This is a genomic window from Aurantiacibacter spongiae (assembly GCF_003815535.1).
In the GTDB taxonomy this organism is placed as follows: Bacteria; Pseudomonadota; Alphaproteobacteria; order Sphingomonadales; family Sphingomonadaceae; genus Alteraurantiacibacter; species Alteraurantiacibacter spongiae.
On the sequence record NZ_RPFZ01000001.1, the window covers coordinates 2,410,917 to 2,433,848 of the forward strand.

Here is a 22,932-nt window from a genome sequence, read left to right on the forward strand (position 1 = left end):
CGGCCATGCGCGCAGTTGGCGCATGGCACGGATGCGATCAAGGGTGGAGGGGCCGCCTTTGCCGGAAAACGGCGTCGGAGGCGAACCGCGCCGTCAGATGACGGCATCCGGATCGGATTGTGTTTGCAGCGTCTCGTGGCCCGCTGCCTGCGCCTCGCGCCGGGACTGGCTGCGATCGAACAGGACTTTGAGAAACAGGCCGCCGCCGACGACCGCGGCGCCCGGCAGGGACCGGGTCGCGAGCTTTGTGACGCCATAGGCCGCCAGCGTGTGCATCAGGCTGCGGTTCTCGACCGCGTCCTTGGCGAACTGGCTGCCGTAACGCCGACCCAGGATCGCCTTTTCGACCGTAAGCCGCGACAAACGCCCGACGCTGCGCAGCATGATGTCGTTGATGATGAGATTGGTCGAAGGGTTGGTGCTCGGTCCGGGCACGGTTTCCGATTCGCCGCCGATATCCGTTGCGGCATCGTCCAGCGCGTCCGCGCCGCGATCGGTGATGTGTTTGGGTTTGGCCATCGTTTCGCCCCTGCTTTCATGCGCGGGGGCGTTCGGGAGCCGCCGGCGCTGGTGCTATTTCTTCCGGCCGAAATCGACCGTGACGACGTTCGAGCCGTCTTCACCTTCCACAACGTCACCACCCTCGCCCTGTTCCGCCGATCCGTTGCCGTCGTTTTCGGCATCGTCGTGGGCGGCGGGCTCCGCATCGGCATCCACCGCCTGGAATTGCAGCCCGAAATCCACGGCCGGGTCGACGAAGGCGGTGATGGCCGAGAAGGGAACGACCAGTTTGGACGGAATCTGGTTGAAGCTGAGCCCCACGCTGAAGCCTTCTTCGGTGACGTTCAGATCCCAGAACTTGTTCTGGAGGACGATCGTCATCTCGTCCGGAAAGCGTTCGCGCAGGGCGCGCGGCACGTCCACCCCGGCGGCGCCGGTCTTGAAGGTGATATAGAAGTGGTGTTCGCCCGGCAGCGTGCCGCCATCGCGTTCCACCGTTCCGAGCACGCGACCGACAACGGCGCGCAGGGCCTCCTGCACGATCTCGTCGTAGGGGATCAGGCTGTCTGGGGTCGGGTCGGTCATTACGGGGTCACAGGTGCAACCCCGCCGACGCAAAATCAAGCGGCAATCGCCGAAATCGGCACGACTCCCGCCTTGCGCACGGGGGGCAGGGGCCTATACGCTCGCACCCATGCGAAAAGGGCGGATACAGCGCACGACAAAGGAAACCGACATCCTCGTCGAGGTCGATCTCGACGGGACCGGCAGGTACGACATCGCGACGGGCGTCGGCTTTCTCGATCACATGGTGGAACAGTTCAGCCGCCACTCCCTGATCGACGTGACCATGCGTGTGAAGGGCGATCTGCATGTCGACCAGCATCACACGACGGAGGACAGCGCGCTCGCGCTCGGTCAGGCGCTGGCCCAGGCGCTCGGCGACAAGGCCGGCATCGGTCGCTACGGCGAGGCCCACAGCCCGATGGACGAGACGCTGGCGCGCGTGGTCGTCGACATATCCGGGCGGCCCTACCTCGTCTGGAAGGCGCGCTTCACGCAGGAAAAGCTGGGTGAATGGGATACGGAGCTGATCGAGCACTGGTTTCATTCGGTCGCGCAGACCGCCGGGCTGACGCTGCACGTCCAGCAGCTGTACGGCAGCAACAATCACCATGTGTGCGAGGCGATCTACAAGGGTTTCGCGCGCGCCATGCGGCAGGCAGTCGAACGCGATGCGCGCAAGGGCGGAGCGATCCCCAGCACCAAGGGGCAACTTGGTGGCTGAGGCGCTGGCGCTGATCAATTACGGCGCGGGCAACCTCCATTCGGTGAAGAACGCGCTCGGCGCCGCCGGCGCCCGCGGCGTGGCGGTGACGCACGATCCCGGGATCGTGCGCGGGGCGCAGCGGATCGTGCTGCCGGGCGTCGGCGCATTCCGCGCCTGTCGGGAGGGGCTTATGGGCATCCCCGGCATGGTCGAGGTGCTGGAGGAGCGGGTCCTGAAAGACGCCGTTCCGTTTCTTGGAATCTGCGTCGGGATGCAACTGCTCGCCTCGCGAGGACTGGAACATGGCGCGACGAGGGGACTCGGCTGGATTGCGGGACAGGTAACGGCCATCGAGCGGACCGATCCGGCCATCAAGGTGCCGCATATGGGCTGGAACGACGTGCGCCTCACTCCGCATCATCGCGATCACCAGCTGTTCGACGATGGCGAGGCCTATTTCCTCCATTCCTATCATTTCCAGCCCGATGACGGCCGCGACATCGCCGCGATGACCGATCACGGCGGCGGTCTGGTCGCGGCGGTGGCGCGCGACAATATCGCAGGCGTGCAGTTCCACCCGGAAAAGAGCCAGGCCTACGGTATCGAACTGCTGCGCCGCTTCCTCGAATGGCGTCCCTGACGCGGAACCGAAAGCGGGCTGCGCGGCTTGAGGCGGGAAAGGAATTTACCCGCATATGACCGATAAGTCCGCCAGCGACATTTCCGATGCCCATACCGCCAGGCCCTCGCTGAAAGGCCGCAAGGCCGTGGTTACGGGAGGCACCACCGGGATCGGCCGAGCCATCGCCGTGCTGCTGGCGTCCGAGGGGGTCGAAATCTTTACCTGCGGCCGCGACGAACGGCATCTGGCCGACGGCCTCGCGCGCATCAACGCGGTCGGCACGGGCCACGGCATCGCCTGCGACCTGGCGGAGAAGGGCGGTCTGGACCGGTTCTTCGAAAAGGCGAAGGAGACGCTGGGCGACTGGGATATCGCCGTCCTCAATGCCGCCATCCCGGCGGAAGGGCTGGACGACATGAGCGAGGACGATGTGCGCTACGCGCTCGCCGCCGATTTCACCGCTACCGTCATCGGCGCGCACAAGGCGGTCGATCACCTGAAGGACCGCGGCGACATCGTCGTCACCGGATCCTATTCGACGCACAAGCTCGGCGGCGGCAGCACCGTCTATGCCGGGTGCAAGGCGGGCGTGCATGGTTTCGTCGAGGCGCTGCGGCGCGAGGTTGCGCAGCAGGGGATCAAGGTCGGCATGGTCGTTCCCGCCAAGACCGGCAGCGACTTCATGAAACCCGACATGGACCGCGCCGATCAGGTCGAGGCGATCGCAGGCGACGATCTGCTGCGCGCCGAGGACATCGCGGTCGCCGTGCACTTCATGCTCACCCAGCCGAGGCGCGCCAACGTGCAGGAAATGGTCGTGGTCCAGCGCCACACGAGCGCGTGAGCTTTCCCGTCGACCGGCTGGTGTTCGCCCCCGGCGACGTCGACCTGTCGCGCAGTCCGCTGGCCGGTTCGCTGGATGCTGAAACCTATGTGCTGGGTGCCTTCAATCCCGGCATGACGCGGCTGCCGAACGGCAACCTCCTGCTGATGGTGCGGGTGGCGGAGGCGCTGCGCGAACCGGTTGCCGCGGGCAAGGTTCGCGCGATCCGATGGGAGGAGGGCGGCTACGTCCTCGACGCATGGCCGCTGGAGCTTGCCGATACCGCCGATCCGCGAAAATTCCTGCTGCACGGCCACGGCTGGAAGATCATGGCGCTCACTTCGCTAAGCTGGCTGCTGCCCGTCGAACTGTCGCCCGACGGGCTGGAGGTGGTCGGCGTCCATTACGGGCGCGCCGTCGCGCCGGCAGGTAGCTACCAGTGCTACGGGGTGGAGGACGCCCGGATCAGCCGAATAGGCGATCGCTGGCTGATGACGACCTGCTCCGTCAGTCCCGAACGCCATTCGACCACGCTCTATTCCAGCGACGATGCGCTCGACTGGACATTCGAGGGGATCGTGCTCGATCATCAGAACAAGGACATGCTGATCTTCGAAGGGCTGGTAGGCGGCGAATACTGGGCGCAGACGCGGCCCCTGGGCGACCTGTATTTCGCCTACCCACCGGGCAGCCCCTACCACGCCGGACCGTCGATCAACCTGGCCACCTCTCCCGATGCGTTGCACTGGAAACCGAATGTCCACCCGGGTATCCGCCCGCATGCGGGCACCGCCGCCACCGCGCGGATCGGCGGGGGAACGCCGCCGATAATGGCCGAAATCGCCGGCAAGCGCGGCTGGCTCACGCTGTGGCACGGGGTCGAGCCGAAGGAGATCGTCGGCATCTACCGCACATACTGGTCGCTGCTCGACCCGGACGAGCCGTGGACGATCCTCGCCACCAGCCATCCCCCGCTGATCGAGGCGAATCCCGGCCTCACCGCTCCGCTGGCGGATGCGATGTATGTTCACGATGTCGTCTTCACGACCGGGATCGCCGATGCGGGCGATCATTTCGTGGTGGCGAGCGGAGAGGCGGATCTCGCCTGCCGCATCACCCATGTTCGCAAGGACGCTTTCGTCCCGTCGTGATCGGCGGTCTTGCGGGGGAAGGCGTTGCGGCCTAGCGCTGGGGCATGATCGTATTTCCGGCCATCGACCTGAAGGGCGGCGAAGTCGTGCGGCTGGCCGAAGGCGACATTGATCGCGCCACCGTATATGGCGACGATCCCGCAGCGCAGGCGACGATCTTTGCCGATGCGGGGGCCGGGCACCTCCACGTGGTCGATCTCGACGGGGCCTTCGCCGGCGAGAGCCGCAACCGCGCGGCGGTGGAGAGTATCATCGCGCGCTTTCCCGGCTACGTCCAGCTGGGCGGCGGCATTCGCGACGCGAAGGCAGTGGAAGGCTGGTTCGCTCTCGGCGTCGCACGCGTCGTGATCGGCTCGGCGGCGCTCAAGGATCCCGATTTCGTCAGGACGATGGCCCGCGAATGGGAGAACGGCATCGTGGTCGCCGTTGATGCGCGCGACGGGATGGTCGCGACCGAGGGCTGGGCGCAGATGTCCGACGTGCCCGTGACCGATCTCGCGCGGCGGTTCGAGGACGCAGGGGTCGCCGCACTGCTTTTCACCGATATCGGGCGGGACGGCCTGCTCAAAGGGTGCAACATCGAAGCGACGGTGAACCTCGCCCAGTCGGTGGACATTCCCGTCATCGCCAGCGGCGGGGTGAAGGGGCTGGACGATATCCACATGCTCGCGCTTCAGGCCGATCAGGGGATAGAGGGGGTCATCACCGGGCGTGCCCTTTACGAAGGCCGGCTGGACCTCGCCACCGCCATCGCCCTGGCGAACCGTGGGTGAGGGCGTGGCTTCCCTTCGTGCTTGGCGCGGTCGCGACCGTGATCCTCGTGGCGGTCTATACCGGCGATCCGGTACATGGCGGTATCGCCGGGATCGAATATGCGATCATCGCCGGCATCATCCAGCTGCTCGGACGCAGGAGGGCGTGGCGCACCAGTCCCAGCTTTACCGCGGGCACCTGCGCCGTGGCGGTGCTGGTCGCGACGATGATAACGTTTTGACGGCGCTGCGCTCATGAGCTGGGCCGCCGTTGCTCTCGTCGCCTGTTTCGTCATGCTCGCCATAGCGGTGATCGACGGGGTGCGCGGCGTCTCCGCGCTCGGCCCCCATCGGCTGACGAAGAAGGGCACGCCCGACAAGTTCTGGCTCGCCATCGTGCTGTACGTCAACATGGCCTTCGCGATGCTCTGGCTGGCGGGGCAGGTTACGTCTCCGGACGAGCCGGGACAGGTAACGGTGCGAATGCCGCAGGACGCCCTATGACCGTCCGCGTCCGCGTCATCCCGTGTCTCGACGTGGCCGACGGGCGCGTCGTCAAGGGCGTCAACTTCGTCGACCTCGCCGATGCCGGCGACCCGGTCGAGCAGGCGCGCGCCTATGACGAGGCGGGGGCGGACGAACTGTGCTTTCTCGACATTTCCGCCAGCCACGAGGGGCGTGGAACCCTGCTCGACATAGTCCGCCGTACCGCGGCGGTCTGCTTCATGCCGCTGACCGTTGGCGGCGGTGTGCGTTCGGCGCAGGACGCGCGCGACCTGCTGCTGGCGGGGGCGGACAAGGTGGCGGTGAACTCCGCCGCCGTCGCCCGGCCCGAACTCGTCGCGGAGATTGCCCGGCGCATGGGCAGCCAGTGCGTCGTCGCCAGCGTGGATGCGCGCCGGGTGGCCGACAGCCGGTGGGAAATCTTTACCCACGGCGGCCGCCGCTCCACCGGTATCGACGCTGTCGAACACGCGGTGAAGTTGGCGGAACTGGGCGCGGGCGAACTGCTCGTGACCAGCATGGACGGCGACGGGACACAGGCCGGTTATGACCTCGCCCTGACCCGCGCCATCGCCGACCGGGTAAGCGTGCCGGTGGTGGCGAGCGGCGGTGTCGGCACGCTCGATCACCTGGTCGAGGGCGTGACGAAAGGCGGGGCAAGTGCAGTGCTGGCGGCCAGCATCTTCCACTTCGGCACGCATACCATCGCCCAAGCGCACGCCGCTCTGCGCCGCGCCGGGCTGCCCGCGCGGACCTGATGGGCTTGTCCCGCCACGGGACAGGGGCGCGGCCGGGTTTGAGAATCGGGAACGGACTGTGGCCTTAGCCTCGTCATGCCATCCCGCCTCTCGCTCGCTGTCGTCCTCGTCGCCATTCCGGCACCGGCGGCGGCGCAGGCGAGCGCCAGCGTTCCCGAGGGTTCGAGCGCGCTGCTCTTCGCCGTCGGCGCGCTTGGCGTTCTCGTCGGACGCCGATTTTCCATCCGGCGATCCGATCGCGGAGACTGACGCCGCCCGACCGGCTTGACGCGGCGGCGTGGCTTCGCGCATGGCCGGGGCGATGGATACGCTAGTCCGCCTCGAACGCACGATCGCCGAACGGCGCAGCGCCTCGCCGCAGGAAAGCTACGTCGCGAAACTGCACGACCGCGGCCTGCCGGTGATCGCCCGCAAGCTGGGGGAGGAAGGCGTGGAAGCGGTGGTCGCCGGCCTGTCGGGCGACCGCGCCGAGCTGACGGCGGAAGCGGCGGACCTGCTGTTTCACCTGCTGGTGCTGCTCGGCGCGCGGGACGTGCCGCTCGCCGATGTGCTTGCCGAGCTCGACCGGCGGCAGGGCGTGTCCGGGCTGGCCGAGAAAGCCGCGCGCAAGGAGGATTGATGCCGATCGACCCGACCAAGCCCTACGATCCCGACAACATCTTCGCGAAGATCCTGCGCGGGGAAATCCCGTGCGACAAGGTCTACGAGGACGAATGGGCCTTCGCCTTCAACGATATCAACCCGCAGGCCGAAACGCATATCCTCGTCGTGCCGAAGGGCGACTATGTCAGCTGGGACGACTTTTCCGAAACGGCGTCCGCCGAGGAAATCGCCGGTTTCGTGCGGGCTGTCGGGATCGTCGCGCGGGAACGCGGACTGGTGGCGCCGGGGTATCGCCTGCTTGCTAATATCGGCGCGCATGGCGGGCAGGAAGTGCCCCATCTGCACGTCCATCTGTTCGGCGGCGAACCGCTCGGCCCGATGATCGCGCGCCGCTGATCGCTTCGATGACTCGCTTCGCCGTGCAACGCCCGTCGCGCAAGCCCGCCGGGGTTTGCCTTTCGGGGTGTCGCCGGTAAGGCGCCGTTCATCGATGGACCAGCAACTGCAACCGCCCTCCGGCCTTATCGACGGGTCGCGCCATTATTACCCGGTGCGCGTTTTCTTCGAGGATACGGACCTGTCCGGCATCGCCTATCATGCCAATTACCTGAAATGGTGCGAACGCGCGCGCAGCGACATCCTGCGCCTGCTCGGGATAGACCAGCGCGCGGCCCATGCCGCGGGAGAAGGCTATTACGCCGTGGCCGAGGCCAACCTCAAATATCGCCGGCCGGCCCTGTTCGAGGACGTGCTGACCGTGGTGACGCAGGCGACCGACATCCGCGCCGCCAGCGCCCGGATGCACCAGCAGGTCCGCCGGGGGGAAGAGGTGCTGGCCGACGTCCACATCCTCGCCGCCTTCGTTTCCGCCGATGGCCGGCCGCAACGCCAGCCTGCCGCCTGGCGTGAAGCCTTCGCCACCTTTGCCGCGAAAGACCCCGAATGACGCTTACCGCCTTTCTCGCCGCCGCCGCATCGCCGGTTGCCGCCGCCCCCACGCGGCTCGACCCGATCCAGCTCTTCCTCGATGCCGATATCGTCGTGCAGATCGTCATCATCGGGCTGCTGCTCGCGTCCATCTGGACCTGGGCGATCATCATCGGCTTTACCCTGCGGATGGGGCGCACCCGCCGCCATGCGAGGAAGTTCGAAGACGACTTCTGGTCCAATTCCGATGTCGATTCAGTGATGGACAGCAGGCGCACCAAGGAAAATCCGTCTGCCCGCGTCGCCGCCGCCGGCATTTCCGAATATCGCCGCAGTCACAAGAAGGGGCTGCGCGACAGGGAGGCGGCGCGCGCCCGCGTCGCGCAGGCAATGGAGGGGCAGGTGGCCGTGGAATCGGACACGCTGGCCGACCGGCTCAATTTTCTCGCGACCACCGGCTCGGTCGCGCCATTCGTGGGCCTGTTCGGCACGGTCTGGGGCATCATGAACAGCTTTTTCCAGATCGGGCTGCAGCAGAACTCCTCCCTCGCCGTGGTGGCGCCCGGCATTGCCGAAGCGCTGTTCGCCACGGCCGTCGGCCTGTTCGCCGCCATTCCCGCGGTCATCGCCTACAACCGCCTGTCCAACACCGTGAACGGGTTCGAGGCGCGACTGACCCGCTTCGCCGACCGTGTTCACTCGCAGATCAGCCGCGAGATGGAGGGCGCCTGACATGGCGATGGGTGTCATGAAAGGCCGCCGGCGCTCCCGCTCCGGCCGGCGCGCGCCGATGGCGGAGATCAACGTCACCCCGTTCGTCGACGTGATGCTCGTCCTGCTCATCATCTTCATGGTGACCGCGCCCCTGCTGGCGAGCGGCGTGCCCGTCGATCTGCCGGAAAGCCGCGCCAACCCGCTCGACCAGACGCCCGACCAGATCACCGTCGCCATAGACGAGCGCGGCTTCGTCTATATCGACGATGCGCTGGTCGAACGTGGCGCTCTGCCCGAAGCGCTCGACGCGCTCAATATGGCCGACGTCGCCGACAAGCCGCTTGTCAACCTGCGCGCCGATCGCTCGATCGACTGGGGCCGGGCAATGGCCGTGATGGGGGAACTGAACCGCGCGGGCTTCACCTCCATCTCGCTGGTCACTACCGGTTCAGCCGAAGAACCATAGCCGGAAGCGACGATGGCCAGCCTGTCCGATCTTTCCACCGAAGAACGCGTCGGCGTCGGCATTGCCGCGGTCGGGCATGTCGCGCTGGCGGCGGCGCTGGCCTGGCACGCGACGCGCGAACCGCCGGTGATCGAGCCGACGGAGCGCATCGACGTCAGCCTCGCCAACGACATCAGCCTCGAATCCACCGCGCCCGACCCTTCCGCCGATCCGGTGGGGGCCTTCGCTCCCGAACTGGGCGACGTGCCGCAGCAGGCGGTGGACGCGCCGCTGGAAACGGTGCAGGCGCCGGTGGAGCCGGCGGTGACATCGCCGCCTCCGCCACCCGCGCCCCGCCGTGCGACGCCCGATCGTCCACGTCCGCAACCAACGCCGCAGCCGCGCGCCAGCCAGCGGCAGGAACGGCCAACGCCCGCCCCGTCCCCGGCAAGGAGCAGCCGCCCGACCCCGGCACCGTCTCCCGCCCGCAGCCAGTCGGCGCGCGCGCCGCGCATCGGCAGCGACTTCCTGGAAGGCGCCAGCAACGCCGATGGCAATCGCGGCTCGCCGGCCGCCACGTTCGGCGCGGCGGAAAGCGCGGCGCTCAATTCCGCCGTCACGCGCCAGCTACGCCCGCGCTGGAGCGCTCCGAGCGGAGTCGACGTCGAACTGCTGGTGACGGTCGTGGCGTGGGAGCTCAATCCCGATGGCAGCCTGAAGGGGCAGCCGCGCGTGGTCAGCCAGTCGGGAATCAATGCATCCAACCGGGCGCAGGCCGACCTCCACGCCGAACGCGCCGTGCGCGCGGTGCAGCTTGCCGCGCCGTTCAATCTGCCCGAACAGTTCTACAGCCGCTGGCGGCGGTTGCAGTGGACGTTCGACAGGAGGTTATGACGATGCGCGCGATCCTGCTTGCGAGTGCCCTCGCGGCGCTGTCGCTGCCCGTCGCGGCGCAGGATCGCCGGCCCGACCGCGAATTGCGAGCCGTACCGGGCGCGGCTCCGCAGGAAGATGCCGCCGCCGGGCTCGACGCGCAGACGCGGCTTGCCCTCGCGGAAGCCGTCCTGCGCCAGCTTCGTGTGCATTACCCGCCGCGCGGCGAGCGTGCCCGCGGCATCGCGACCGTCGTGACCTGGGGACTGAACCCGGACGGCACGATCAGCCGTACCCCGCAGGTTGTCAGTCAGGACGGCGTGACCGCCGCCAATCGCCGGGAGGCCGCAGCGCAGGCCGCCGCCGCCATCCGCGCGATCGAAGCGGCGGCACCGTTCGCGCTGCCGCGCCAGTACTACGCCGCATGGAGCCGGCTCACCATACGATTCGACGAGAGGATGTAATCAATATGCGTACCGCCCTTCTTGCCAGCATCCTGCTGAGCTTCACGGCGATGCCGGTGGCCGCGCAGACCGCTTCGCAGAGCGACCTCAATCCGTCCGCGGAGGCTCAGCCGACAGGCGTCGACACCGCGTTCGAGGACGATCAGGGGCCGCTGACCGGCACCGTTACCGACGATTCCGCCTGGCAGGATCTGGGCATCGCCATTCCCGCCTTCGCCACCAATCGCGACGTGCCCACCCCCGCCAACGCCCAGGGCACACGCGCATTGGGGACCGAACTGGCGCGGGTGGTGTTCAACGATCTTCGCAATAACGGCCTGTTCCGCCCGGTCGGTCCCGATGCGCTGCCGCGCCCGAGCTACGACCAGATCACCGCCCCGGCCTGGAACACCTGGCAGGGCCGGTCGGCGGAAATGCTCGTGCACGGTTATGTCCGCCCCTCCGACGACGGGCGGCTGACGGTGGGCTGCTATGTCTACGACGTCGCGCTGCAAAGCGAACTCGTGCGGGAGGGATGGGTAGTACGCCCTGCCGAATGGCGGCGCGCCGCACACAAATGCGCCGATCTGGTCTATTCCCGCCTCTCGGGCGAAGACCCGTTCTTCGACAGCCGCATCGCCTATATCGCCGAAACCGGTCCCAAGGATAACCGGGTGAAGCGGCTCGCCATCATGGACAGCGACGGGGCCAACCATCGCTTCATAACCAATGGCCAGTCGACCGCGCTCACCCCGCGCTATTCGCCCGACTATTCCAAGATCGCCTATCTGTCCTACGTCGATGGCAACCCGCGCATCTACGTCTACGACATCGGCACCGGGCAGCAGACGCTGGTGACGCAGAGCGCCAACCCGACCTTCGCCCCGCGCTGGAGCCCGGACGGACGTCACATCCTCTATTCGATGGCGATCGGCGGCAATACCGACATCTACCGCGTGTCCTCCGCGGGCGGGGGGCAGCCCGAACGCCTGACCAACAGCCCCGCGATCGAGGTCGGGGGATCCTATTCGCCCGACGGTCGGCGGATCGTTTTCGAAAGCGACCAGTCTGGCTCCCAGCAGTGCTACGTGATGAATGCAGACGGTTCGAACCAGCGGCGCATCAGCTTTTCGGGCGGACGCTGCGCAACGCCCGAATGGAGCCCGCGCGGCGATCAGATCGCCTTCACCCGCATCGCCGGGGACTTCCATATCGCGGTGATGAACCCCGACGGGGGCAACATGCGGGTGCTGACCAACGCCTGGCACGACGAAGCGCCGACCTGGGCGCCCAACGGCCGGATCATCCAGTTCTTCCGCACCGAGCGCGGATCGGGGGACACCTCCATCTGGCAGGTCGATCTGACCGGCGAGAACGAACGCCGCCTGCAGACCCCGGTCGGCGCGTCGGACCCGGCGTGGGGACCGGTTCTGCCGTAACTGCGTTGGTTCAGGACAAGGGTCGACTAGACAACATAACGACAACGTGCCCAACAGGTTCAAGGAGAGCCCGACATGAAGCGTATCTGCATCGTCCTTACCCTATCAACCGCCCTGGCGCTGGGCGCCTGCAAGAAGGAGCCGCCGGAAACCACGCCGCTGCCCCCGCAGGACACCCAGACCGCGACGCCCACGCCGACGCCGACGCAGAGCATGATGAACCAGCCCGGTTCGCAGGGCCACTTCTCGCAGGCGATGGCGGGTGCGGACACGATCTATTTCGATACCGACCGCTACAATATCGACAACGAGGACGCGGCGGCCCTGCGTCGTCAGGCCGAGTATCTGATCCAGTATCCGACCGCCCGGGCCACCGTGGAAGGCCATGCGGACGAACGCGGCACGCGCGACTACAACCTCGCTCTGGGTGAGCGGCGAGCCAATGCGGCGAAGAACTACCTGGTGAGCCTGGGCGTGCCCGAGGCGCGCCTGCGGACTGTCAGCTATGGCGAGGAACGGCCCGTCGCCACAGGTTCGACCGAAGCAGCCTGGGCGCGCAATCGCCGCGCCGTGACGGTGATGATCCAGCAGTAATCAACCGGTCAGGCCGGCAAGGCCCGGCCATTCCGGATCGAGAGCGGGCGCGGCGATTTCCATCGTCGCGCCCGTTTTCGTCGCACCACGGGAGAACGGCCCGGCCGCCGGCGTCGCGCACAGGGCAAAGGCGCTCATGGCGAGGATGGAAAACGCCGCGGCGATGGCCAGGGGCTTGCTCATGCTTCGAACGGGTTCCTTGCGACTGGTCGAGGCGATCCGGGGTGGTGGCCGTAGAATCGCAACGGGGCATCTACGATGAAACGGTGTCGCTACCGTGAACGCGCGCGGCGGGTTTTCCCGGTTCACGGGGGAGCGGCAAGACCCTATATGGCCTGCATGATTTCCCGGTTCCCCGCTTTCTGATGGCTGGTTCGCGTCGCTCGAACGACTGGGGCTTTCCCCGCTGGCGCGGCTACGACGAAGGCCGCGAGGCGGCGACCGTGCGCCTGTGCGACCGGCACGGTTGCGAGGAAAAGGGCGACTGTCCGGCACCGAAATCCCCCAACAGCCCCGACCGGTGGTATTTCTGCCAGAAGCATGCCGCCGAATACAATCGCGGCTGGGACTATTTCGAAGGCCTCGACAAGGAGGAAGCCGCCTCCCGCGCGAAAAGCGAACAGGCGGAGAATGCCGGCTACGCCGAGGCGCAGCATTATGGCTGGGGCGGCAGCGGCGACGGGTCGCGCAGCGCTGACGAGATGCGCGCGCTCGAGGTGCTCGAGCTGGAGGCCGATGCCGATTTCGCCGAGGTGAAGCGTGAATGGCGCGCGCGGGCGAAAAGGGTTCATCCCGACGTGAAGCCGGGCGATACCGAGGCGGCGGAGGAGTTCCAGAAGCTCCAGCTCGCCTACGAGATCCTCAAGTCCGCCGAGGAACGGCGCGAGTGGAAGGGGTGAAGCGCCTCGCGTCGCGGTCCGGCAGGGGCGGCGCGTTCGAGGTCTGGACCGTGCGCCTGCTCCTGCCCGCGCTCGTCCTTGCGCTGCTGGCAACCGTCGCGGCGGTGGCGGGCTTCCGGTATGAAGAATTGCCGGCGCTGTTCGACGGGCCGGAGCGCGGCACGTGGCTGGCGCTTTCCCTCAATGGCGAGGATGTCGCGGCGCGCGGCTTCCTCGTGCGTGTGGAGGGCGGCGACGTGGTGGCCGGTCATGACGGATGCAACGCGTGGGGCCGCACCGGCGAGACCGATCCCGCTTCGGGTCGGCCGATCACGACCACCACGCTGGTCGCCTGCGATCCGATACCCTACCAGCAGGCCTACCGCCGCCTCGCGTTCGGCGACGCCGCCATGCAAGTGGGTGCCGATGGCCGTCTTGCGCTGCGCATCGGCGACACGGCCGGCACCTTCCGCCGCTGGACCGGGGACGATACCGAAACGCAACGGGACCGGGCCGAACGCCCCGGGCCGGCGCGATCCGCTCCGCCGCCGCCTTCCGCCCCACCGCCGGCACCTTCGCCCCCGCTCGATCCGGTGGCGGCAAACTTTCCGACCGGATAGGCCGAAGCCCTCAACGCGCGGCGATCAGCGTACCGACGTAGCGTTCGGTAATGGTGTCGTCATCGTCGATGTCGGAGACGGAAAACAGCACCACCAGTTCTTCGCGGTTGGCGCCCGCCAGCGCGCCGACGATCCGCCCGGTCAGGCCGCGCGCGGTATCGTCCACCTCCTCCACGAACTGGCCGCTTGCATCGACTTGTTCGCTGATCGGCAGTTCGGCGACGAGCTGCTGTGTGCCGCCCGTCATGCGGTAGATGCGTATCGTGCCCGTGACCGTTCCGTCGGTCGCGACCGAAAGGGTGATGGCGGGGGAGGAAATCGCGCCCGACGGGGTTTCGCCCAGAACGCCGCCTGCGACCTGCGGCTGTCCGGAGTAGCTGAGCGTCGATCCGATCGCCGTCGTCGTCGTTACCGGATTGAAGAAGATCGCGACTCGCTGGCTGCGAAGAGTCCCGGCAATGCTGTCCTGCGTGTAATCCTGACTGCGCTGCAACGTCGCGCGCAGGACGTCGCCGTTCGGGATCGACAGCGTCAGCGTGTCGTCCCCCTGCTCGTAAGTCACGCTGGTGGTCGTCTTGCCCGTCTGCGTGCCGTTGGGGAAGGTGACGTTCTGCGACAGGCCGGGGAAGGCGAACACCGTGTCGCCGTCCACGCTGTACTGGACGGCCGCCGTCCCGTTCAGGCGGGACGCGTCGTTGAACACTTCCGTGCCGCCGGATTGCGGAGTGAAGTAGGCGTAGATGATGTTCGCGTTGGTGGTCGTCTTCTCGAAGTCCTGGCCGAAATCGAGGTTGGACGTTGTCGGCGTGGGCGTCGGCGTCGGGCTTGGCGTTTCGCTCGGCGTCGGGGTGGGGCTACCGATGGGATCGTTGTTCCCCCCGCCGCATGATGCGACCAGCGCGCCGCAGGCGGCGACACTCAACAAATAGGCTAGATTGCGACGCACTTGGTTCTTCCCGTCCACTGGTTCGAGGCACGCGCCGCCATCGGCGCGCCGGCGATGCCATAGCCCCCGGCCGCCCCTGCGGGCAAGCCGGGTTGCGACGGATTACACCTGTTCCAGCGCCTGATCGAAATCGGCGATGAGGTCGCCTGCATCCTCGATCCCGATGGAAATGCGAACGAGGTTGTCGGAGATGCCGAGTTCCGCCCTGCGCCCCTGGGCCACGGACAGGTGCGTCATGCTGGCCGGGTGGCTGGCGAGCGTTTCCGTCCCGCCGAGACTGACTGCCAGCTTGGCGACCTTGAGCGCGTCGAGGAAGCGGAAGCATTCCTCCTCTCCGCCCTTGATGAAGACGGAGAAGGTGGAGCCGGCGCCCAGGCAATGCCTGTCGTATATGTCCTTCTGCCGCGCGTCGGACAGGAAGCCGAGATAGCCCAGCCCCTCCACCTTGGGATGATCGCGCAGGAAGGCGCAGACCTTCTCCGCGTTCTCGCCCGCGCGCTGCATCCGCAGTTCCACCGTCTCGAGCGATCGCAGCAGCATCCAGGCGGTGTTGGGATCGGTGATGCCGCCCATCGTGTTCCTGAGCGCGCGCACCGGGTCCATCCATCGCTTCGCCCCGGCGACGGAGCCGGCGACGAGATCGGAATGCCCGCCGACATATTTCGTCAGCGAATAGGCGACGATATCCGCGCCGTGTTCCAGCGGGCGTTGCCACAGCGGCCCGAGGAAGGTGTTGTCGATGGCGATCGGGCAGGACGGGTCGAGCGCCGCGTCGCGGGCTTCGCGCACCATCTCGATGTCGACCAGCGCGTTGGTGGGATTGCCCGGGCTTTCGAGGTAGATCATCGCGACCTTGCCGCCGTTTTCCCCGGCCTGCGCCTTCGCCTTTTCCAGCACGCCGTCGAACGTCTCGCGATCCGCGCCCGCGGGGAAGGCGATGTAGGTGACACCGAACTTCGCCAGTACCTTAGCCACGAAGCCTTCGGACGCGGCGTAGAGCGGGCCGGAATGGACGATGACGTCGTTCTGGCTGCAATAGGCCAGCATGAGAATGCAGATCGCGGTCATTCCGCTCGAAAAGCTGAGCGCGTCCTCCGCCCCGTCCCAGACGGCGAGGCGGTCCTCCAGGATTTCCTGGTTAGGGCCGTTGAAGCGCGAATAGACGAGGCCTTCCGCCCCGCCTTCGCGCAGGCCCGTGATGCCTTCGAAGTGCCGCTTGCCGGCGGCCGCGTTATCGAAGGCGAAGGTGCTGGTCAGGAAGATGGGCGGCTTGAGCGAGCCTTCGGACAGGGCCGGATCGTAGCCGTGACCCATCATCAGCGTGCTGGGCTTCAGTTTCGATCCGCCGATCTTCTCGACCTGCGGCTTGGGCTTGCGGCGCGGGGTCGGCTGGTCGGTGGAATCAACGGCGTCGGTCATGGCGGTGGACCTTCCTTTGCTGGCGTGCCCCCAGGAAGGCAGGGGCGTCATCGGGCGGTGCGGGCTGCCCGTTCCTAACCTCCGCAGGAACGCATCTGCGCCGTGGCCCTCGCTATGGTGTGCGCTCTATCGCGGCGCGATTTGCCTTTCAATGGGGCAACATCCCGGTTCAGCGATGCGCAACGCCCCGCAGACCATGATACCTGGCATGGACAGACGATTTTTCATGACCGCCGCCACCGGGTCGGCGCTGGCCGCGACCGGTTCGCTCTTCGTGCCGAGACAGCCGGCTGCGGCGCAGGACCGCCGCCAGCCCGAATCGCGGTTCGACATGGTGCGGGAATGGGAAATCGGTCCGGTTATCCGCGGTCGCAACTATTCGCAGGGGATGCCGCCCCATCCGTTTGCCGTCCGCGGCGGCTGGTTTTTCGAATTTCCCGGCCCGACCGCGCGCGACGGCCATGTCCACTATCTTACGACCAGCGCGAACGGCCTTGGTGGAGCGCGCGGGCTGCGAATGCGCTACCGCATCGACGCGGCGCCCGGCGCCCGCTTCATTCCGCAGGAAAATCCGCGCGAACCCGCGACGCTTTCGCTCTACGTGCAGCGCGACGGCGACGACTGGAGCGGCCGCGGCGACCGGGCCGCTGCCCGCTGGTATTCGCCGGACCCCGCGATGCAGCGGCTGGAGCCGGGCGAGCACGAGGTGCGGGTGATGTTCGACGAGGACTGGAAGGGCGTCATGGGCCAGAGCTCGCACCGCGCATCGCGCCAGTTTGCCGACACGCTCGCGCGGGCGGGGCGCATGGGCTTCACGCTGGGATCGGCACACGGTCGCGGGCACGGCGTCTTCTCGACCGCGCCCGCGCGCATGCTGGTTCGCGATTTTTCGGTGATCTAGCAGCGACGAAAACTGCTCGCGGGGGCGCCCTACTTGGGTGCGAGGACCATCAGCATCTGGCGCCCTTCGAGCCGTGGATAGGCCTCGACCTTGGCGATTTCCTCCACGTCGGACTGGACGCGCTTCAACAAGTCCATGCCGAGATGCTGGTGCGCCATCTCGCGCCCGCGGAAGCGCAGCGTGACCTTGACCTTGTCGCCGTTGTCGATGAACTTGTTCACGTTGCGCATCTTCACATCGTAATCGTGATCGTCGATGTTCGGACGCATCTTGATTTCCTTGATATCCTGCGTCTTCTGCGTCTTGCGCGCCGCATTCGCCTTCTTCTGGGCTTCGTAGCGGTACTTGCCGACATCGAGGAACTTGCACACCGGCGGGTTCGCGTTGGGCGACACCTCGACCAGATTGAGGCCGGCGTCGGCGGCCTGTTCGATCGCTTCGCGGGTGTACATCACGCCGAGATTCTCGCCCTCGTCATCGATGACGCGGACTTTGTCGGCCTGGATCATATTGTCGTATCGGGGGCCGGATTTGACCGGCGGTGCCATGGATCGGCGGGGTGGACGAGGTATGGGTAGGCTCCTTTCGGTGGTTGAACGTATCGGGCAATGTAGGGATTCGGGCGGGCGAGCGCCAGAGTCTTTTGCTGTGGCGACCGTGTATCGCGGTGTCCGGCCCTCCGGCTGTTCCCTTCTCCGCTGCCAGCCGGTCGGCGCGGCGGCGCCCGCGCGTTCGAAGGCGCGGTTCTTCAGGTCGGCGGAAACAGGAAGCGCGACCATCGCGCCGGACGGGTGACACCGCGCGGTCGGCGACCGCCCGCGCCGCAGCCGAGCGCGGCTTTCACCCCCGCTCGCGCCACAGCGGAAAGCGCGCCAGCTTCCTGCCGGCGGGCACGACGGCGTCGATCGCCGCTGCCGGCTGAAGCGCTTTCAGGATCGCAGGATCGCCGGCGTCCATCCCGCCGGTCAGCGCGCCGAAGGCCGGCAGGATCATGCGTCCGCACGTCGCGTTGCCACTATGCGCGACGACGGCGCAGGGGCGGTTGATCCGGCGATGGTGGATCTTCACCTGCACGCGCGGGTGATAATGGCCCGAAAGCTCGGGGCGGGTCTCGCCGCGCATCGCCCGGTGACGCAGCACCATGCCGGCGATTTCCAATTCGTCGACAATGGTGCCGCCGCTCCTCGCTTCCATCGCGGGGTCGTGATTGCCCGTCAGCCATACCCAGTCGACCGCGCGGGTGAGCGCGGCGAGCATTCCGCTTTCATGCTCGCCAAGCGTCTGCGACCCCTGCGAATCGTGGAAGTTGTCGCCCAGCGTATAGACCCGCCGCGCGCCCGTCTCGCGGATCGTTTCCGCCACCCGTTCCAGCGTCTCGCGCGTGTCGTACGGCGGCAGGAACTGGTTGTGGCGAGCGAAGAAGCTGGCCTTTTCCAGGTGCAGGTCGGCAACCAGCAACGCGTTCTCGCGCGGCCAGAACAGCGCGCGCGACTTCGTCAGGCGAAACTCCTCTCCGCAGAAAGGGAAGGCGAACGAAACGGGAACCATGCGCCGCCTAGTGGCCTGATTGGCGACGGCTGGCAACCCCCGACGAAGCCGCGCGAGGGGGCGAGACTTGAAACCGCCCCGGCGGTTGCCTAGTCGCATCGGGGACGGGGCCCTTCGGCCCAGCGCCACGCGCGCCCACCCACGGCCCCTCCCGCACGCGGGAGGGGGGAGCTTGGACATGGACTGGACGACCCAAACCGCTACCGCCCGCGAATGGTTCGAGACCCTGAGGGACCGTATCTGCGCCGAGTTCGAGGCGATCGAGCGCGAGGCGGGGTCCGGGGCGGCGTTCGACTACATCGCATGGGACCGGGAAACCGACGACGGCTCGGACGGCGGCGGCGGCGTGCGCGGGGCGATGAAGGGCAAGGTGTTCGAGAAGGTCGGGGTCAACGTTTCCACCGTCACCGGCGCCTTCGCCCCGCAATTCGCCGCGACGATCAACGGCGCGAGCGAGGACGCCCCCGAATTCACCGCCACCGGCATCAGCCTGGTCGCCCACATGGCCAATCCGCACGTTCCCGCCGTCCACATGAACACCCGCTTCCTGACGACGCAGACGGCCTGGTTCGGCGGCGGGGCGGATCTCAATCCGCCGATCCCCTACCGCGAGGATACCGACCGTTTCCACGCCCGGCTCCGCGCCGCGTGCAGCGGCCACAACCCGCAATATTACGAACGGTTCTCTAAATGGGCGGATGACTATTTCTACATTCCCCACCGGGACGAGCACAGGGGTGTCGGCGGCATCTTCTACGATCACTTGGAATGCCGCGACGAGGCCGAGTTCGAACGCCATTTCGCCTTCACCCGCGACGTGGGAGAGGCCTTTCTCGACGCCTTCCCGGCCATCGTTCGTCAGCGCATGGAGCAGGACTGGACGCCCGCCGACAAGGCCCGCCAGCTCGAATGGCGCGGTCGCTACGTCGAGTTCAACCTCGTCTACGACCGCGGCACGCTGTTCGGGCTCAAGACCGGCGGCAATATCGATGCCATCCTGATGAGCCTTCCGCCAGAGGTAACGTGGAGCTGAGCGGCGCGACCGGCGCCGCCCGCTTCATCCGCGTCAATGCCCGGTGGCTGGCCGGCGGCTTTCTGCTGACCGCGTTCAGTTCGTTCGGGCAGACCTTCTTCATCGGCCTTTCGGGCGCCGACATCCGGCGCGTTTTCGACCTGTCGGCCGGCGAGTTCGGCGGCCTCTACATGATCGCCACCCTGGGCAGCGCGGCGACGCTCCCCTTCCTCGGCCGCACGCTCGACATCATGCCGGGATGGAAGGTTGCGCGCTTCTGCCTGCCGGCGCTCGCGCTCGCCTGTCTCGCGCTGCCGCTCGCCCCCGGCATCGTCTGGCTCGGCGCCGCGCTCTACCTGCTGCGCCTGTTCGGGCAGGGGATGATGACCGAGATCGCCTATACCGAGATCGGTCGCTGGTTCGCGGCCAGCCGGGGGCGGGCCATGGCGCTCACGGCGATGGGGTTGCAGGCGGGCAACGCGCTTATGCCGCTGGGCTTCGTCGCATTGGCGTCGGCGGGGGGCTGGCACTGGCCGTGGTTCGGCGCGGCAGCGCTGACCCTCGCACTGGGCTGGCCTGTCATCGTGAAGCTGATCGGGGTCGAGCGGCAGCCGAGCGCGGCGGAGGCGCAAGGGGCCACCGGCCTCGTCGCGCGCGACTGGACGCGGGGGCAGGTGCTGCGCGACCCGGTGCTCTACATGCTGCTGGCGGGCACGCTCGCACCGCCCTTCATCGGGACCATCGTGTTCTTCCACCTGGGCTATCTGATCGAGCTGCGCGGCTACGATCCGCTGGCCTTTGCCTTCGCCTTCCCGGTGATGGCCGGAACGACGGTGCTGTTCAGCCTGGCCTGCGGCGTGCTGGTGGACAGGTTCACCGCACTGCGCCTGCTGCCCTTCTACCTGCTGCCGCTGGCGGTCGCCTCGCTGGCGGTCGGCCTGATCGAGCCGGTCTGGGGCATCTACCTGTTCATGATGCTGCTGGGCGTCAGCAACGGCTTTACCCAGACCATCGTGGGTGCGCTGTGGCCCGAGGTCTACGGCCTTGCCAATCTCGGCGGCATCCGTGCCATAGTGGTGGCGGCGATGGTCCTGTCGACCGCCGTCGGACCGGGATTGACGGGGCTGCTGATCGACCGCGGCGTGCCGCTGCCCGAGCAGATGCTGGGAATGGCCGCCTGGTGTCTCGCCGCGTCCGCCAGCCTGGCGCTGGCCAGCCGCGCGGTCATGCGGCGCGAGGGGTACCGGGCGGCGACGTGAACCGGACGGACCGGGCTATTCGCGTTCCTCGAGATCTTCTTCCATCAGATAGCCGATATCGCCCAGCGCCTGGTTGGAGGGGCGCGTTTCCGACCCGCGATAGACGCTGCGCAGATAGGCACGGTCGAACGAGGTGAGGCGGTCGGGCGCGGTTCCCGTCCCGTCGAACAGCGCCAGCACCGTATCGAAGGCGGCACCCTGTTCCGGCGGTTCCGTCAGCGCGAGCGCGCGCATCGAGGCGTAATCGGCGATGGCATAGGCATCGAGCCGGGCGAGTTCGGACCTCCTGATCATGACGATGGACAATTCGATGTCCTTGCGAATGCCTGTCGAAAGACGGCTCATGGCGAAAACCTGCTGACCTTCGGCGGGGTTGCGCATCCGGTTGGTCACCGCGTCGAAGCCGGTGGCGATCGGCATCCCTTCGCGATTGCGCGTCGACACGATGTTCCATGCCAGCGCGGGTCCGGTATCCTCTTCCACCTGTTCGCGCTGGCGCTTGGTCAGTTCGCTGACGAGATAGCTGCGTTCGTCCTGCAACTTGGCGAATTCCGCCTGCGGATCGTCGACCACGATGACCCACATGTTCGCCGCGCAACCGGGGTTGGCATCGATCGCGATATCGGCGCGTTCGGCATTGTCGTAGATGCGGTCGATCACGGCCTGCGCGTTTTCCGGCGCCAGCCCCCAGACTCCGGGGCACACCTCGCGCTGGAAGCGGGCCAGCGGCTCGGAATAGCTGCCGGGGCGTTCGGTCACTTCGCGCGCCTGGTCGCGCGCTTCGGCGCCGTCCACCTCGCGCTGCCCCTCGACAACGATCTCCGGATCGCTTTCGGGCGGTCCCGCGTCCTGTGCAAGGGCGGGGAAGGCGACGGCGAGCGACGTCGCCAGGGCGAGGCATGTGCGAAGCGGGGTCATGCGCAATCATGTAGCGACGGTGCGCCGCGATTGCGAACGCCCTTCGCCCAAGGGGCGACACGGCTGGACGAACGACTACCGCGCCGGCGGGCCCCAGACGCGCACCCAGTCCACCTCCATCGCCAGTTCGCCCGCCTTCACGCGCTCTACCGTCTCCGGCGGCAGGCCGGGATAGGGCTGCGCGACGAGGTTGTTCTTTTCGGGATAGGCGCCGCCCAGCGCGAAATTGAGGATCACGAACTTGGGCGTGTCGAAATTCCACGTGCCGTAATTCTCGATCATCCTGTGCGTCGCGACGTAGGTGGTGCGTCCGTCGACCTCGAAACGGATCTCCTCGGGGGTCCATTCGACGGCGTAGTCGTGCCAGTCGGTCGCATCGGTGCCGGGTGCGAAGTACCAGCGGTTGACGATGGGCGTCTCGCCCGAATAGCCATCGCCGTGCACCGCGACGCCGACCCAGTCTTTTTCCCCGACATATTCCATGATGTCGATCTCGCCCGTCTGCGGCCAGCGCCCGTTGCCAAGCAGCCAGAAGGCCGGCCACGCCCCGACCGCATCGGGCATGCGGATGCGGGCCTCCGCCCGGCCATAGGTGAAATCGAAATGGCCGCGCGTGTTGATCCGGCCCGAGACGAAATCCGGCTGTCGGCCGTCGGGCGTGGGGTAGTCCTCCCGGAATTGCGGCGTCAGCAACAGGCTGGTGCCGGTGAAGCGGACCGTGGCGGGATCGTCGATATAGGCCTGCTGTTCGTTGTTGACCCAGAAATCGGGGCCGACGACGTTCCACTTTTCCCGGTCGAGCGTCCCCGTATCGAACTCGTCGGCGAAAAGCAGCGGGCGGTCGGCGCGCATTGGCGCCGACGAGGCGGTGCCGGGCGTTTGTACCGTCTGACAGGCGGCGAGCGCTGCAAAACCCAGCGCGGCGGTGGCAAATCTGGCGAACATCGAACTCTCCCCGTTGCATCGACCATCGTTGTGATCGTTCACATCGGTGACATAGACCGCCCCATGT

General features: G+C 67.3%; 32 protein-coding genes. 23 read left to right on the plus strand and 9 right to left on the minus strand.

The window, feature by feature from the left end:
* Window positions 1–93: 93 nt before the first annotated feature.
* Window positions 94–519, minus strand: a complete 426-nt coding sequence (locus EG799_RS11750; protein ID WP_123881418.1) for a hypothetical protein — start codon at window positions 517–519, stop codon at window positions 94–96.
* 54 nt (window positions 520–573) lie between these two features.
* Window positions 574–1,086 carry an SspB family protein gene (locus EG799_RS11755; RefSeq protein ID WP_123881420.1) on the minus strand — a complete coding sequence of 171 codons (513 nt, stop codon included), beginning with the start codon at window positions 1,084–1,086 and terminating at the stop codon, window positions 574–576.
* Between the two features lie 109 nt (window positions 1,087–1,195).
* Here EG799_RS11755 and hisB point away from each other — a divergent pair, with 109 nt between their 5' ends.
* The 18 genes from hisB (at window position 1,196) to pal (ending at window position 12,419) form a co-directional block, all read left to right on the plus strand.
* On the plus strand, window positions 1,196–1,789 hold the full coding sequence (hisB, locus tag EG799_RS11760) for an imidazoleglycerol-phosphate dehydratase HisB (RefSeq protein ID WP_123881422.1): 594 nt from the start codon (window positions 1,196–1,198) through the stop codon (window positions 1,787–1,789).
* Complete coding sequence (hisH, locus tag EG799_RS11765) at window positions 1,782–2,411, plus strand: imidazole glycerol phosphate synthase subunit HisH (protein WP_181950898.1); 630 nt, start codon at window positions 1,782–1,784, stop codon at window positions 2,409–2,411. The genes hisB and hisH overlap by 8 nt, the downstream gene beginning before the upstream one ends.
* Before the next feature lie 55 nt (window positions 2,412–2,466).
* On the plus strand, window positions 2,467–3,237 hold the full coding sequence (locus EG799_RS11770) for an SDR family oxidoreductase (protein WP_123881426.1): 771 nt from the start codon (window positions 2,467–2,469) through the stop codon (window positions 3,235–3,237).
* Window positions 3,234–4,367: a glycoside hydrolase family 130 protein gene (locus tag EG799_RS11775; RefSeq protein ID WP_123881428.1), complete on the plus strand. Its 1,134-nt coding sequence runs from the start codon at window positions 3,234–3,236 to the stop codon at window positions 4,365–4,367. The genes EG799_RS11770 and EG799_RS11775 overlap by 4 nt, the downstream gene beginning before the upstream one ends.
* Before the next feature lie 44 nt (window positions 4,368–4,411).
* Window positions 4,412–5,140, plus strand: a complete 729-nt coding sequence (hisA, locus tag EG799_RS11780; RefSeq protein WP_123881430.1) for a 1-(5-phosphoribosyl)-5-[(5-phosphoribosylamino)methylideneamino]imidazole-4-carboxamide isomerase — start codon at window positions 4,412–4,414, stop codon at window positions 5,138–5,140.
* Window positions 5,137–5,361: a hypothetical protein gene (locus EG799_RS11785; RefSeq protein WP_123881433.1), complete on the plus strand. Its 225-nt coding sequence runs from the start codon at window positions 5,137–5,139 to the stop codon at window positions 5,359–5,361. The genes hisA and EG799_RS11785 overlap by 4 nt, the downstream gene beginning before the upstream one ends.
* A gap of 13 nt (window positions 5,362–5,374) precedes the next feature.
* Window positions 5,375–5,623, plus strand: coding sequence for a hypothetical protein (locus EG799_RS11790; RefSeq protein ID WP_123881435.1), 249 nt, complete (start codon window positions 5,375–5,377; stop codon window positions 5,621–5,623).
* Window positions 5,620–6,381, plus strand: coding sequence for an imidazole glycerol phosphate synthase subunit HisF (gene hisF / locus EG799_RS11795; protein ID WP_123881438.1), 762 nt, complete (start codon window positions 5,620–5,622; stop codon window positions 6,379–6,381). Before EG799_RS11790 ends, hisF begins: the two co-directional genes overlap by 4 nt.
* Before the next feature lie 75 nt (window positions 6,382–6,456).
* Window positions 6,457–6,630 carry a PEP-CTERM sorting domain-containing protein gene (locus tag EG799_RS11800; RefSeq protein ID WP_123881440.1) on the plus strand — a complete coding sequence of 58 codons (174 nt, stop codon included), beginning with the start codon at window positions 6,457–6,459 and terminating at the stop codon, window positions 6,628–6,630.
* 52 nt (window positions 6,631–6,682) lie between these two features.
* Window positions 6,683–7,000, plus strand: coding sequence for a phosphoribosyl-ATP diphosphatase (locus EG799_RS11805; RefSeq protein ID WP_407641230.1), 318 nt, complete (start codon window positions 6,683–6,685; stop codon window positions 6,998–7,000).
* Window positions 7,000–7,380, plus strand: a complete 381-nt coding sequence (locus tag EG799_RS11810; protein WP_123881442.1) for a histidine triad nucleotide-binding protein — start codon at window positions 7,000–7,002, stop codon at window positions 7,378–7,380. Before EG799_RS11805 ends, EG799_RS11810 begins: the two co-directional genes overlap by 1 nt.
* A gap of 94 nt (window positions 7,381–7,474) precedes the next feature.
* A complete protein-coding gene (locus EG799_RS11815; protein ID WP_123881444.1) occupies window positions 7,475–7,930 on the plus strand; it encodes a YbgC/FadM family acyl-CoA thioesterase in 456 nt (151 codons plus the stop codon).
* Window positions 7,927–8,643, plus strand: coding sequence for a protein TolQ (tolQ, locus tag EG799_RS11820; protein ID WP_123881446.1), 717 nt, complete (start codon window positions 7,927–7,929; stop codon window positions 8,641–8,643). The genes EG799_RS11815 and tolQ overlap by 4 nt, the downstream gene beginning before the upstream one ends.
* Before the next feature lies 1 nt (window position 8,644).
* Window positions 8,645–9,091 carry an ExbD/TolR family protein gene (locus EG799_RS11825; RefSeq protein WP_123881448.1) on the plus strand — a complete coding sequence of 149 codons (447 nt, stop codon included), beginning with the start codon at window positions 8,645–8,647 and terminating at the stop codon, window positions 9,089–9,091.
* Window positions 9,092–9,103: 12 nt separating this feature from the next.
* Window positions 9,104–9,964: an energy transducer TonB gene (locus EG799_RS11830; RefSeq protein ID WP_123881450.1), complete on the plus strand. Its 861-nt coding sequence runs from the start codon at window positions 9,104–9,106 to the stop codon at window positions 9,962–9,964.
* A gap of 2 nt (window positions 9,965–9,966) precedes the next feature.
* The gene (locus tag EG799_RS11835) at window positions 9,967–10,407 is read left to right on the plus strand and encodes a hypothetical protein (protein WP_123881452.1); all 441 of its coding nucleotides are present in this window, start codon (window positions 9,967–9,969) and stop codon (window positions 10,405–10,407) included.
* Window positions 10,408–10,412: 5 nt separating this feature from the next.
* A complete protein-coding gene (gene tolB, locus EG799_RS11840; RefSeq protein ID WP_123881454.1) occupies window positions 10,413–11,825 on the plus strand; it encodes a Tol-Pal system beta propeller repeat protein TolB in 1,413 nt (470 codons plus the stop codon).
* 75 nt (window positions 11,826–11,900) lie between these two features.
* Window positions 11,901–12,419, plus strand: a complete 519-nt coding sequence (pal, locus tag EG799_RS11845; RefSeq protein ID WP_123881456.1) for a peptidoglycan-associated lipoprotein Pal — start codon at window positions 11,901–11,903, stop codon at window positions 12,417–12,419.
* Here the strand turns inward: pal and EG799_RS11850 are convergent, their stop codons facing one another.
* Window positions 12,420–12,602, minus strand: coding sequence for a hypothetical protein (locus EG799_RS11850; RefSeq protein WP_123881458.1), 183 nt, complete (start codon window positions 12,600–12,602; stop codon window positions 12,420–12,422).
* Window positions 12,603–12,784: 182 nt separating this feature from the next.
* Between EG799_RS11850 and EG799_RS11855 the strand changes: the two genes are divergently transcribed.
* Together EG799_RS11855 and EG799_RS11860 are read left to right on the plus strand one after the other, a co-directional pair.
* Window positions 12,785–13,318: a J domain-containing protein gene (locus EG799_RS11855; RefSeq protein WP_123881460.1), complete on the plus strand. Its 534-nt coding sequence runs from the start codon at window positions 12,785–12,787 to the stop codon at window positions 13,316–13,318.
* Window positions 13,306–13,917, plus strand: a complete 612-nt coding sequence (locus EG799_RS11860; protein ID WP_123881462.1) for a hypothetical protein — start codon at window positions 13,306–13,308, stop codon at window positions 13,915–13,917. Before EG799_RS11855 ends, EG799_RS11860 begins: the two co-directional genes overlap by 13 nt.
* 10 nt (window positions 13,918–13,927) lie before the next feature.
* Here EG799_RS11860 and EG799_RS11865 read toward each other — a convergent pair whose 3' ends face one another.
* Both EG799_RS11865 and EG799_RS11870 read right to left on the minus strand, forming a co-directional pair.
* On the minus strand, window positions 13,928–14,863 hold the full coding sequence (locus EG799_RS11865; RefSeq protein WP_123881464.1) for a hypothetical protein: 936 nt from the start codon (window positions 14,861–14,863) through the stop codon (window positions 13,928–13,930).
* Window positions 14,864–14,965: 102 nt separating this feature from the next.
* A complete protein-coding gene (locus EG799_RS11870) occupies window positions 14,966–16,282 on the minus strand; it encodes a cystathionine gamma-synthase family protein (protein ID WP_123881466.1) in 1,317 nt (438 codons plus the stop codon).
* Between the two features lie 208 nt (window positions 16,283–16,490).
* On the opposite strand from EG799_RS11870, the gene EG799_RS11875 reads away from it, so the two are divergent.
* The gene (locus EG799_RS11875; protein WP_123881468.1) at window positions 16,491–17,183 is read left to right on the plus strand and encodes a hypothetical protein; all 693 of its coding nucleotides are present in this window, start codon (window positions 16,491–16,493) and stop codon (window positions 17,181–17,183) included.
* Window positions 17,184–17,212: 29 nt separating this feature from the next.
* On the opposite strand, the gene infC is transcribed toward EG799_RS11875, so the two are convergent.
* Together infC and pdeM are read right to left on the minus strand one after the other, a co-directional pair.
* Entirely contained in the window at window positions 17,213–17,731 is a 519-nt protein-coding gene (gene infC, locus EG799_RS11880; RefSeq protein ID WP_123881470.1) for a translation initiation factor IF-3, read from the minus strand.
* Window positions 17,732–18,023: 292 nt separating this feature from the next.
* Entirely contained in the window at window positions 18,024–18,731 is a 708-nt protein-coding gene (gene pdeM, locus EG799_RS11885) for a ligase-associated DNA damage response endonuclease PdeM (RefSeq protein WP_123881471.1), read from the minus strand.
* A 178-nt stretch (window positions 18,732–18,909) separates the two neighbouring features.
* Here pdeM and hemF point away from each other — a divergent pair, with 178 nt between their 5' ends.
* A complete protein-coding gene (gene hemF / locus EG799_RS11890; protein ID WP_123881473.1) occupies window positions 18,910–19,764 on the plus strand; it encodes an oxygen-dependent coproporphyrinogen oxidase in 855 nt (284 codons plus the stop codon).
* On the plus strand, window positions 19,755–21,002 hold the full coding sequence (locus EG799_RS11895; RefSeq protein WP_181950935.1) for an MFS transporter: 1,248 nt from the start codon (window positions 19,755–19,757) through the stop codon (window positions 21,000–21,002). The genes hemF and EG799_RS11895 overlap by 10 nt, the downstream gene beginning before the upstream one ends.
* 15 nt (window positions 21,003–21,017) lie before the next feature.
* On the opposite strand, the gene EG799_RS11900 is transcribed toward EG799_RS11895, so the two are convergent.
* Both EG799_RS11900 and EG799_RS11905 read right to left on the minus strand, forming a co-directional pair.
* Window positions 21,018–21,920, minus strand: coding sequence for a hypothetical protein (locus EG799_RS11900; protein ID WP_123881477.1), 903 nt, complete (start codon window positions 21,918–21,920; stop codon window positions 21,018–21,020).
* 75 nt (window positions 21,921–21,995) lie between these two features.
* The gene (locus tag EG799_RS11905) at window positions 21,996–22,865 is read right to left on the minus strand and encodes a glycoside hydrolase family 16 protein (RefSeq protein WP_123881479.1); all 870 of its coding nucleotides are present in this window, start codon (window positions 22,863–22,865) and stop codon (window positions 21,996–21,998) included.
* Window positions 22,866–22,932 lie beyond the last annotated feature (67 nt).

Bases quoted from the DNA above. Each gene is read 5' to 3' on its own strand.
- EG799_RS11835 (WP_123881452.1), top strand. From the start codon at position 9,967: ATGCGCGCGATCCTGCTTGCGAGTGCCCTCGCGGCGCTGTCGCTGCCC.
- EG799_RS11825 (WP_123881448.1), top strand. From the start codon at position 8,645: ATGGCGATGGGTGTCATGAAAGGCCGCCGGCGCTCCCGCTCCGGCCGG.
- hisF (WP_123881438.1), top strand. From the start codon at position 5,620: ATGACCGTCCGCGTCCGCGTCATCCCGTGTCTCGACGTGGCCGACGGG.
- pdeM (WP_123881471.1), bottom strand. From the start codon at position 18,731: ATGGTTCCCGTTTCGTTCGCCTTCCCTTTCTGCGGAGAGGAGTTTCGC.
- EG799_RS11805 (WP_407641230.1), top strand. From the start codon at position 6,683: ATGGATACGCTAGTCCGCCTCGAACGCACGATCGCCGAACGGCGCAGC.
- tolB (WP_123881454.1), top strand. From the start codon at position 10,413: ATGCGTACCGCCCTTCTTGCCAGCATCCTGCTGAGCTTCACGGCGATG.
- EG799_RS11815 (WP_123881444.1), top strand. From the start codon at position 7,475: ATGGACCAGCAACTGCAACCGCCCTCCGGCCTTATCGACGGGTCGCGC.
- tolQ (WP_123881446.1), top strand. From the start codon at position 7,927: ATGACGCTTACCGCCTTTCTCGCCGCCGCCGCATCGCCGGTTGCCGCC.
- hisB (WP_123881422.1), top strand. From the start codon at position 1,196: ATGCGAAAAGGGCGGATACAGCGCACGACAAAGGAAACCGACATCCTC.
- EG799_RS11770 (WP_123881426.1), top strand. From the start codon at position 2,467: ATGACCGATAAGTCCGCCAGCGACATTTCCGATGCCCATACCGCCAGG.
- EG799_RS11800 (WP_123881440.1), top strand. From the start codon at position 6,457: ATGCCATCCCGCCTCTCGCTCGCTGTCGTCCTCGTCGCCATTCCGGCA.
- EG799_RS11750 (WP_123881418.1), bottom strand. From the start codon at position 519: ATGGCCAAACCCAAACACATCACCGATCGCGGCGCGGACGCGCTGGAC.
- EG799_RS11875 (WP_123881468.1), top strand. From the start codon at position 16,491: ATGGACAGACGATTTTTCATGACCGCCGCCACCGGGTCGGCGCTGGCC.
- infC (WP_123881470.1), bottom strand. From the start codon at position 17,731: ATGGCACCGCCGGTCAAATCCGGCCCCCGATACGACAATATGATCCAG.
- EG799_RS11905 (WP_123881479.1), bottom strand. From the start codon at position 22,865: ATGTTCGCCAGATTTGCCACCGCCGCGCTGGGTTTTGCAGCGCTCGCC.
- EG799_RS11755 (WP_123881420.1), bottom strand. From the start codon at position 1,086: ATGACCGACCCGACCCCAGACAGCCTGATCCCCTACGACGAGATCGTG.
- EG799_RS11870 (WP_123881466.1), bottom strand. From the start codon at position 16,282: ATGACCGACGCCGTTGATTCCACCGACCAGCCGACCCCGCGCCGCAAG.
- pal (WP_123881456.1), top strand. From the start codon at position 11,901: ATGAAGCGTATCTGCATCGTCCTTACCCTATCAACCGCCCTGGCGCTG.
- EG799_RS11900 (WP_123881477.1), bottom strand. From the start codon at position 21,920: ATGACCCCGCTTCGCACATGCCTCGCCCTGGCGACGTCGCTCGCCGTC.
- EG799_RS11810 (WP_123881442.1), top strand. From the start codon at position 7,000: ATGCCGATCGACCCGACCAAGCCCTACGATCCCGACAACATCTTCGCG.
- EG799_RS11850 (WP_123881458.1), bottom strand. From the start codon at position 12,602: ATGAGCAAGCCCCTGGCCATCGCCGCGGCGTTTTCCATCCTCGCCATG.
- hisA (WP_123881430.1), top strand. From the start codon at position 4,412: ATGATCGTATTTCCGGCCATCGACCTGAAGGGCGGCGAAGTCGTGCGG.
- EG799_RS11790 (WP_123881435.1), top strand. From the start codon at position 5,375: ATGAGCTGGGCCGCCGTTGCTCTCGTCGCCTGTTTCGTCATGCTCGCC.
- EG799_RS11830 (WP_123881450.1), top strand. From the start codon at position 9,104: ATGGCCAGCCTGTCCGATCTTTCCACCGAAGAACGCGTCGGCGTCGGC.
- hemF (WP_123881473.1), top strand. From the start codon at position 18,910: ATGGACTGGACGACCCAAACCGCTACCGCCCGCGAATGGTTCGAGACC.
- EG799_RS11855 (WP_123881460.1), top strand. From the start codon at position 12,785: ATGGCTGGTTCGCGTCGCTCGAACGACTGGGGCTTTCCCCGCTGGCGC.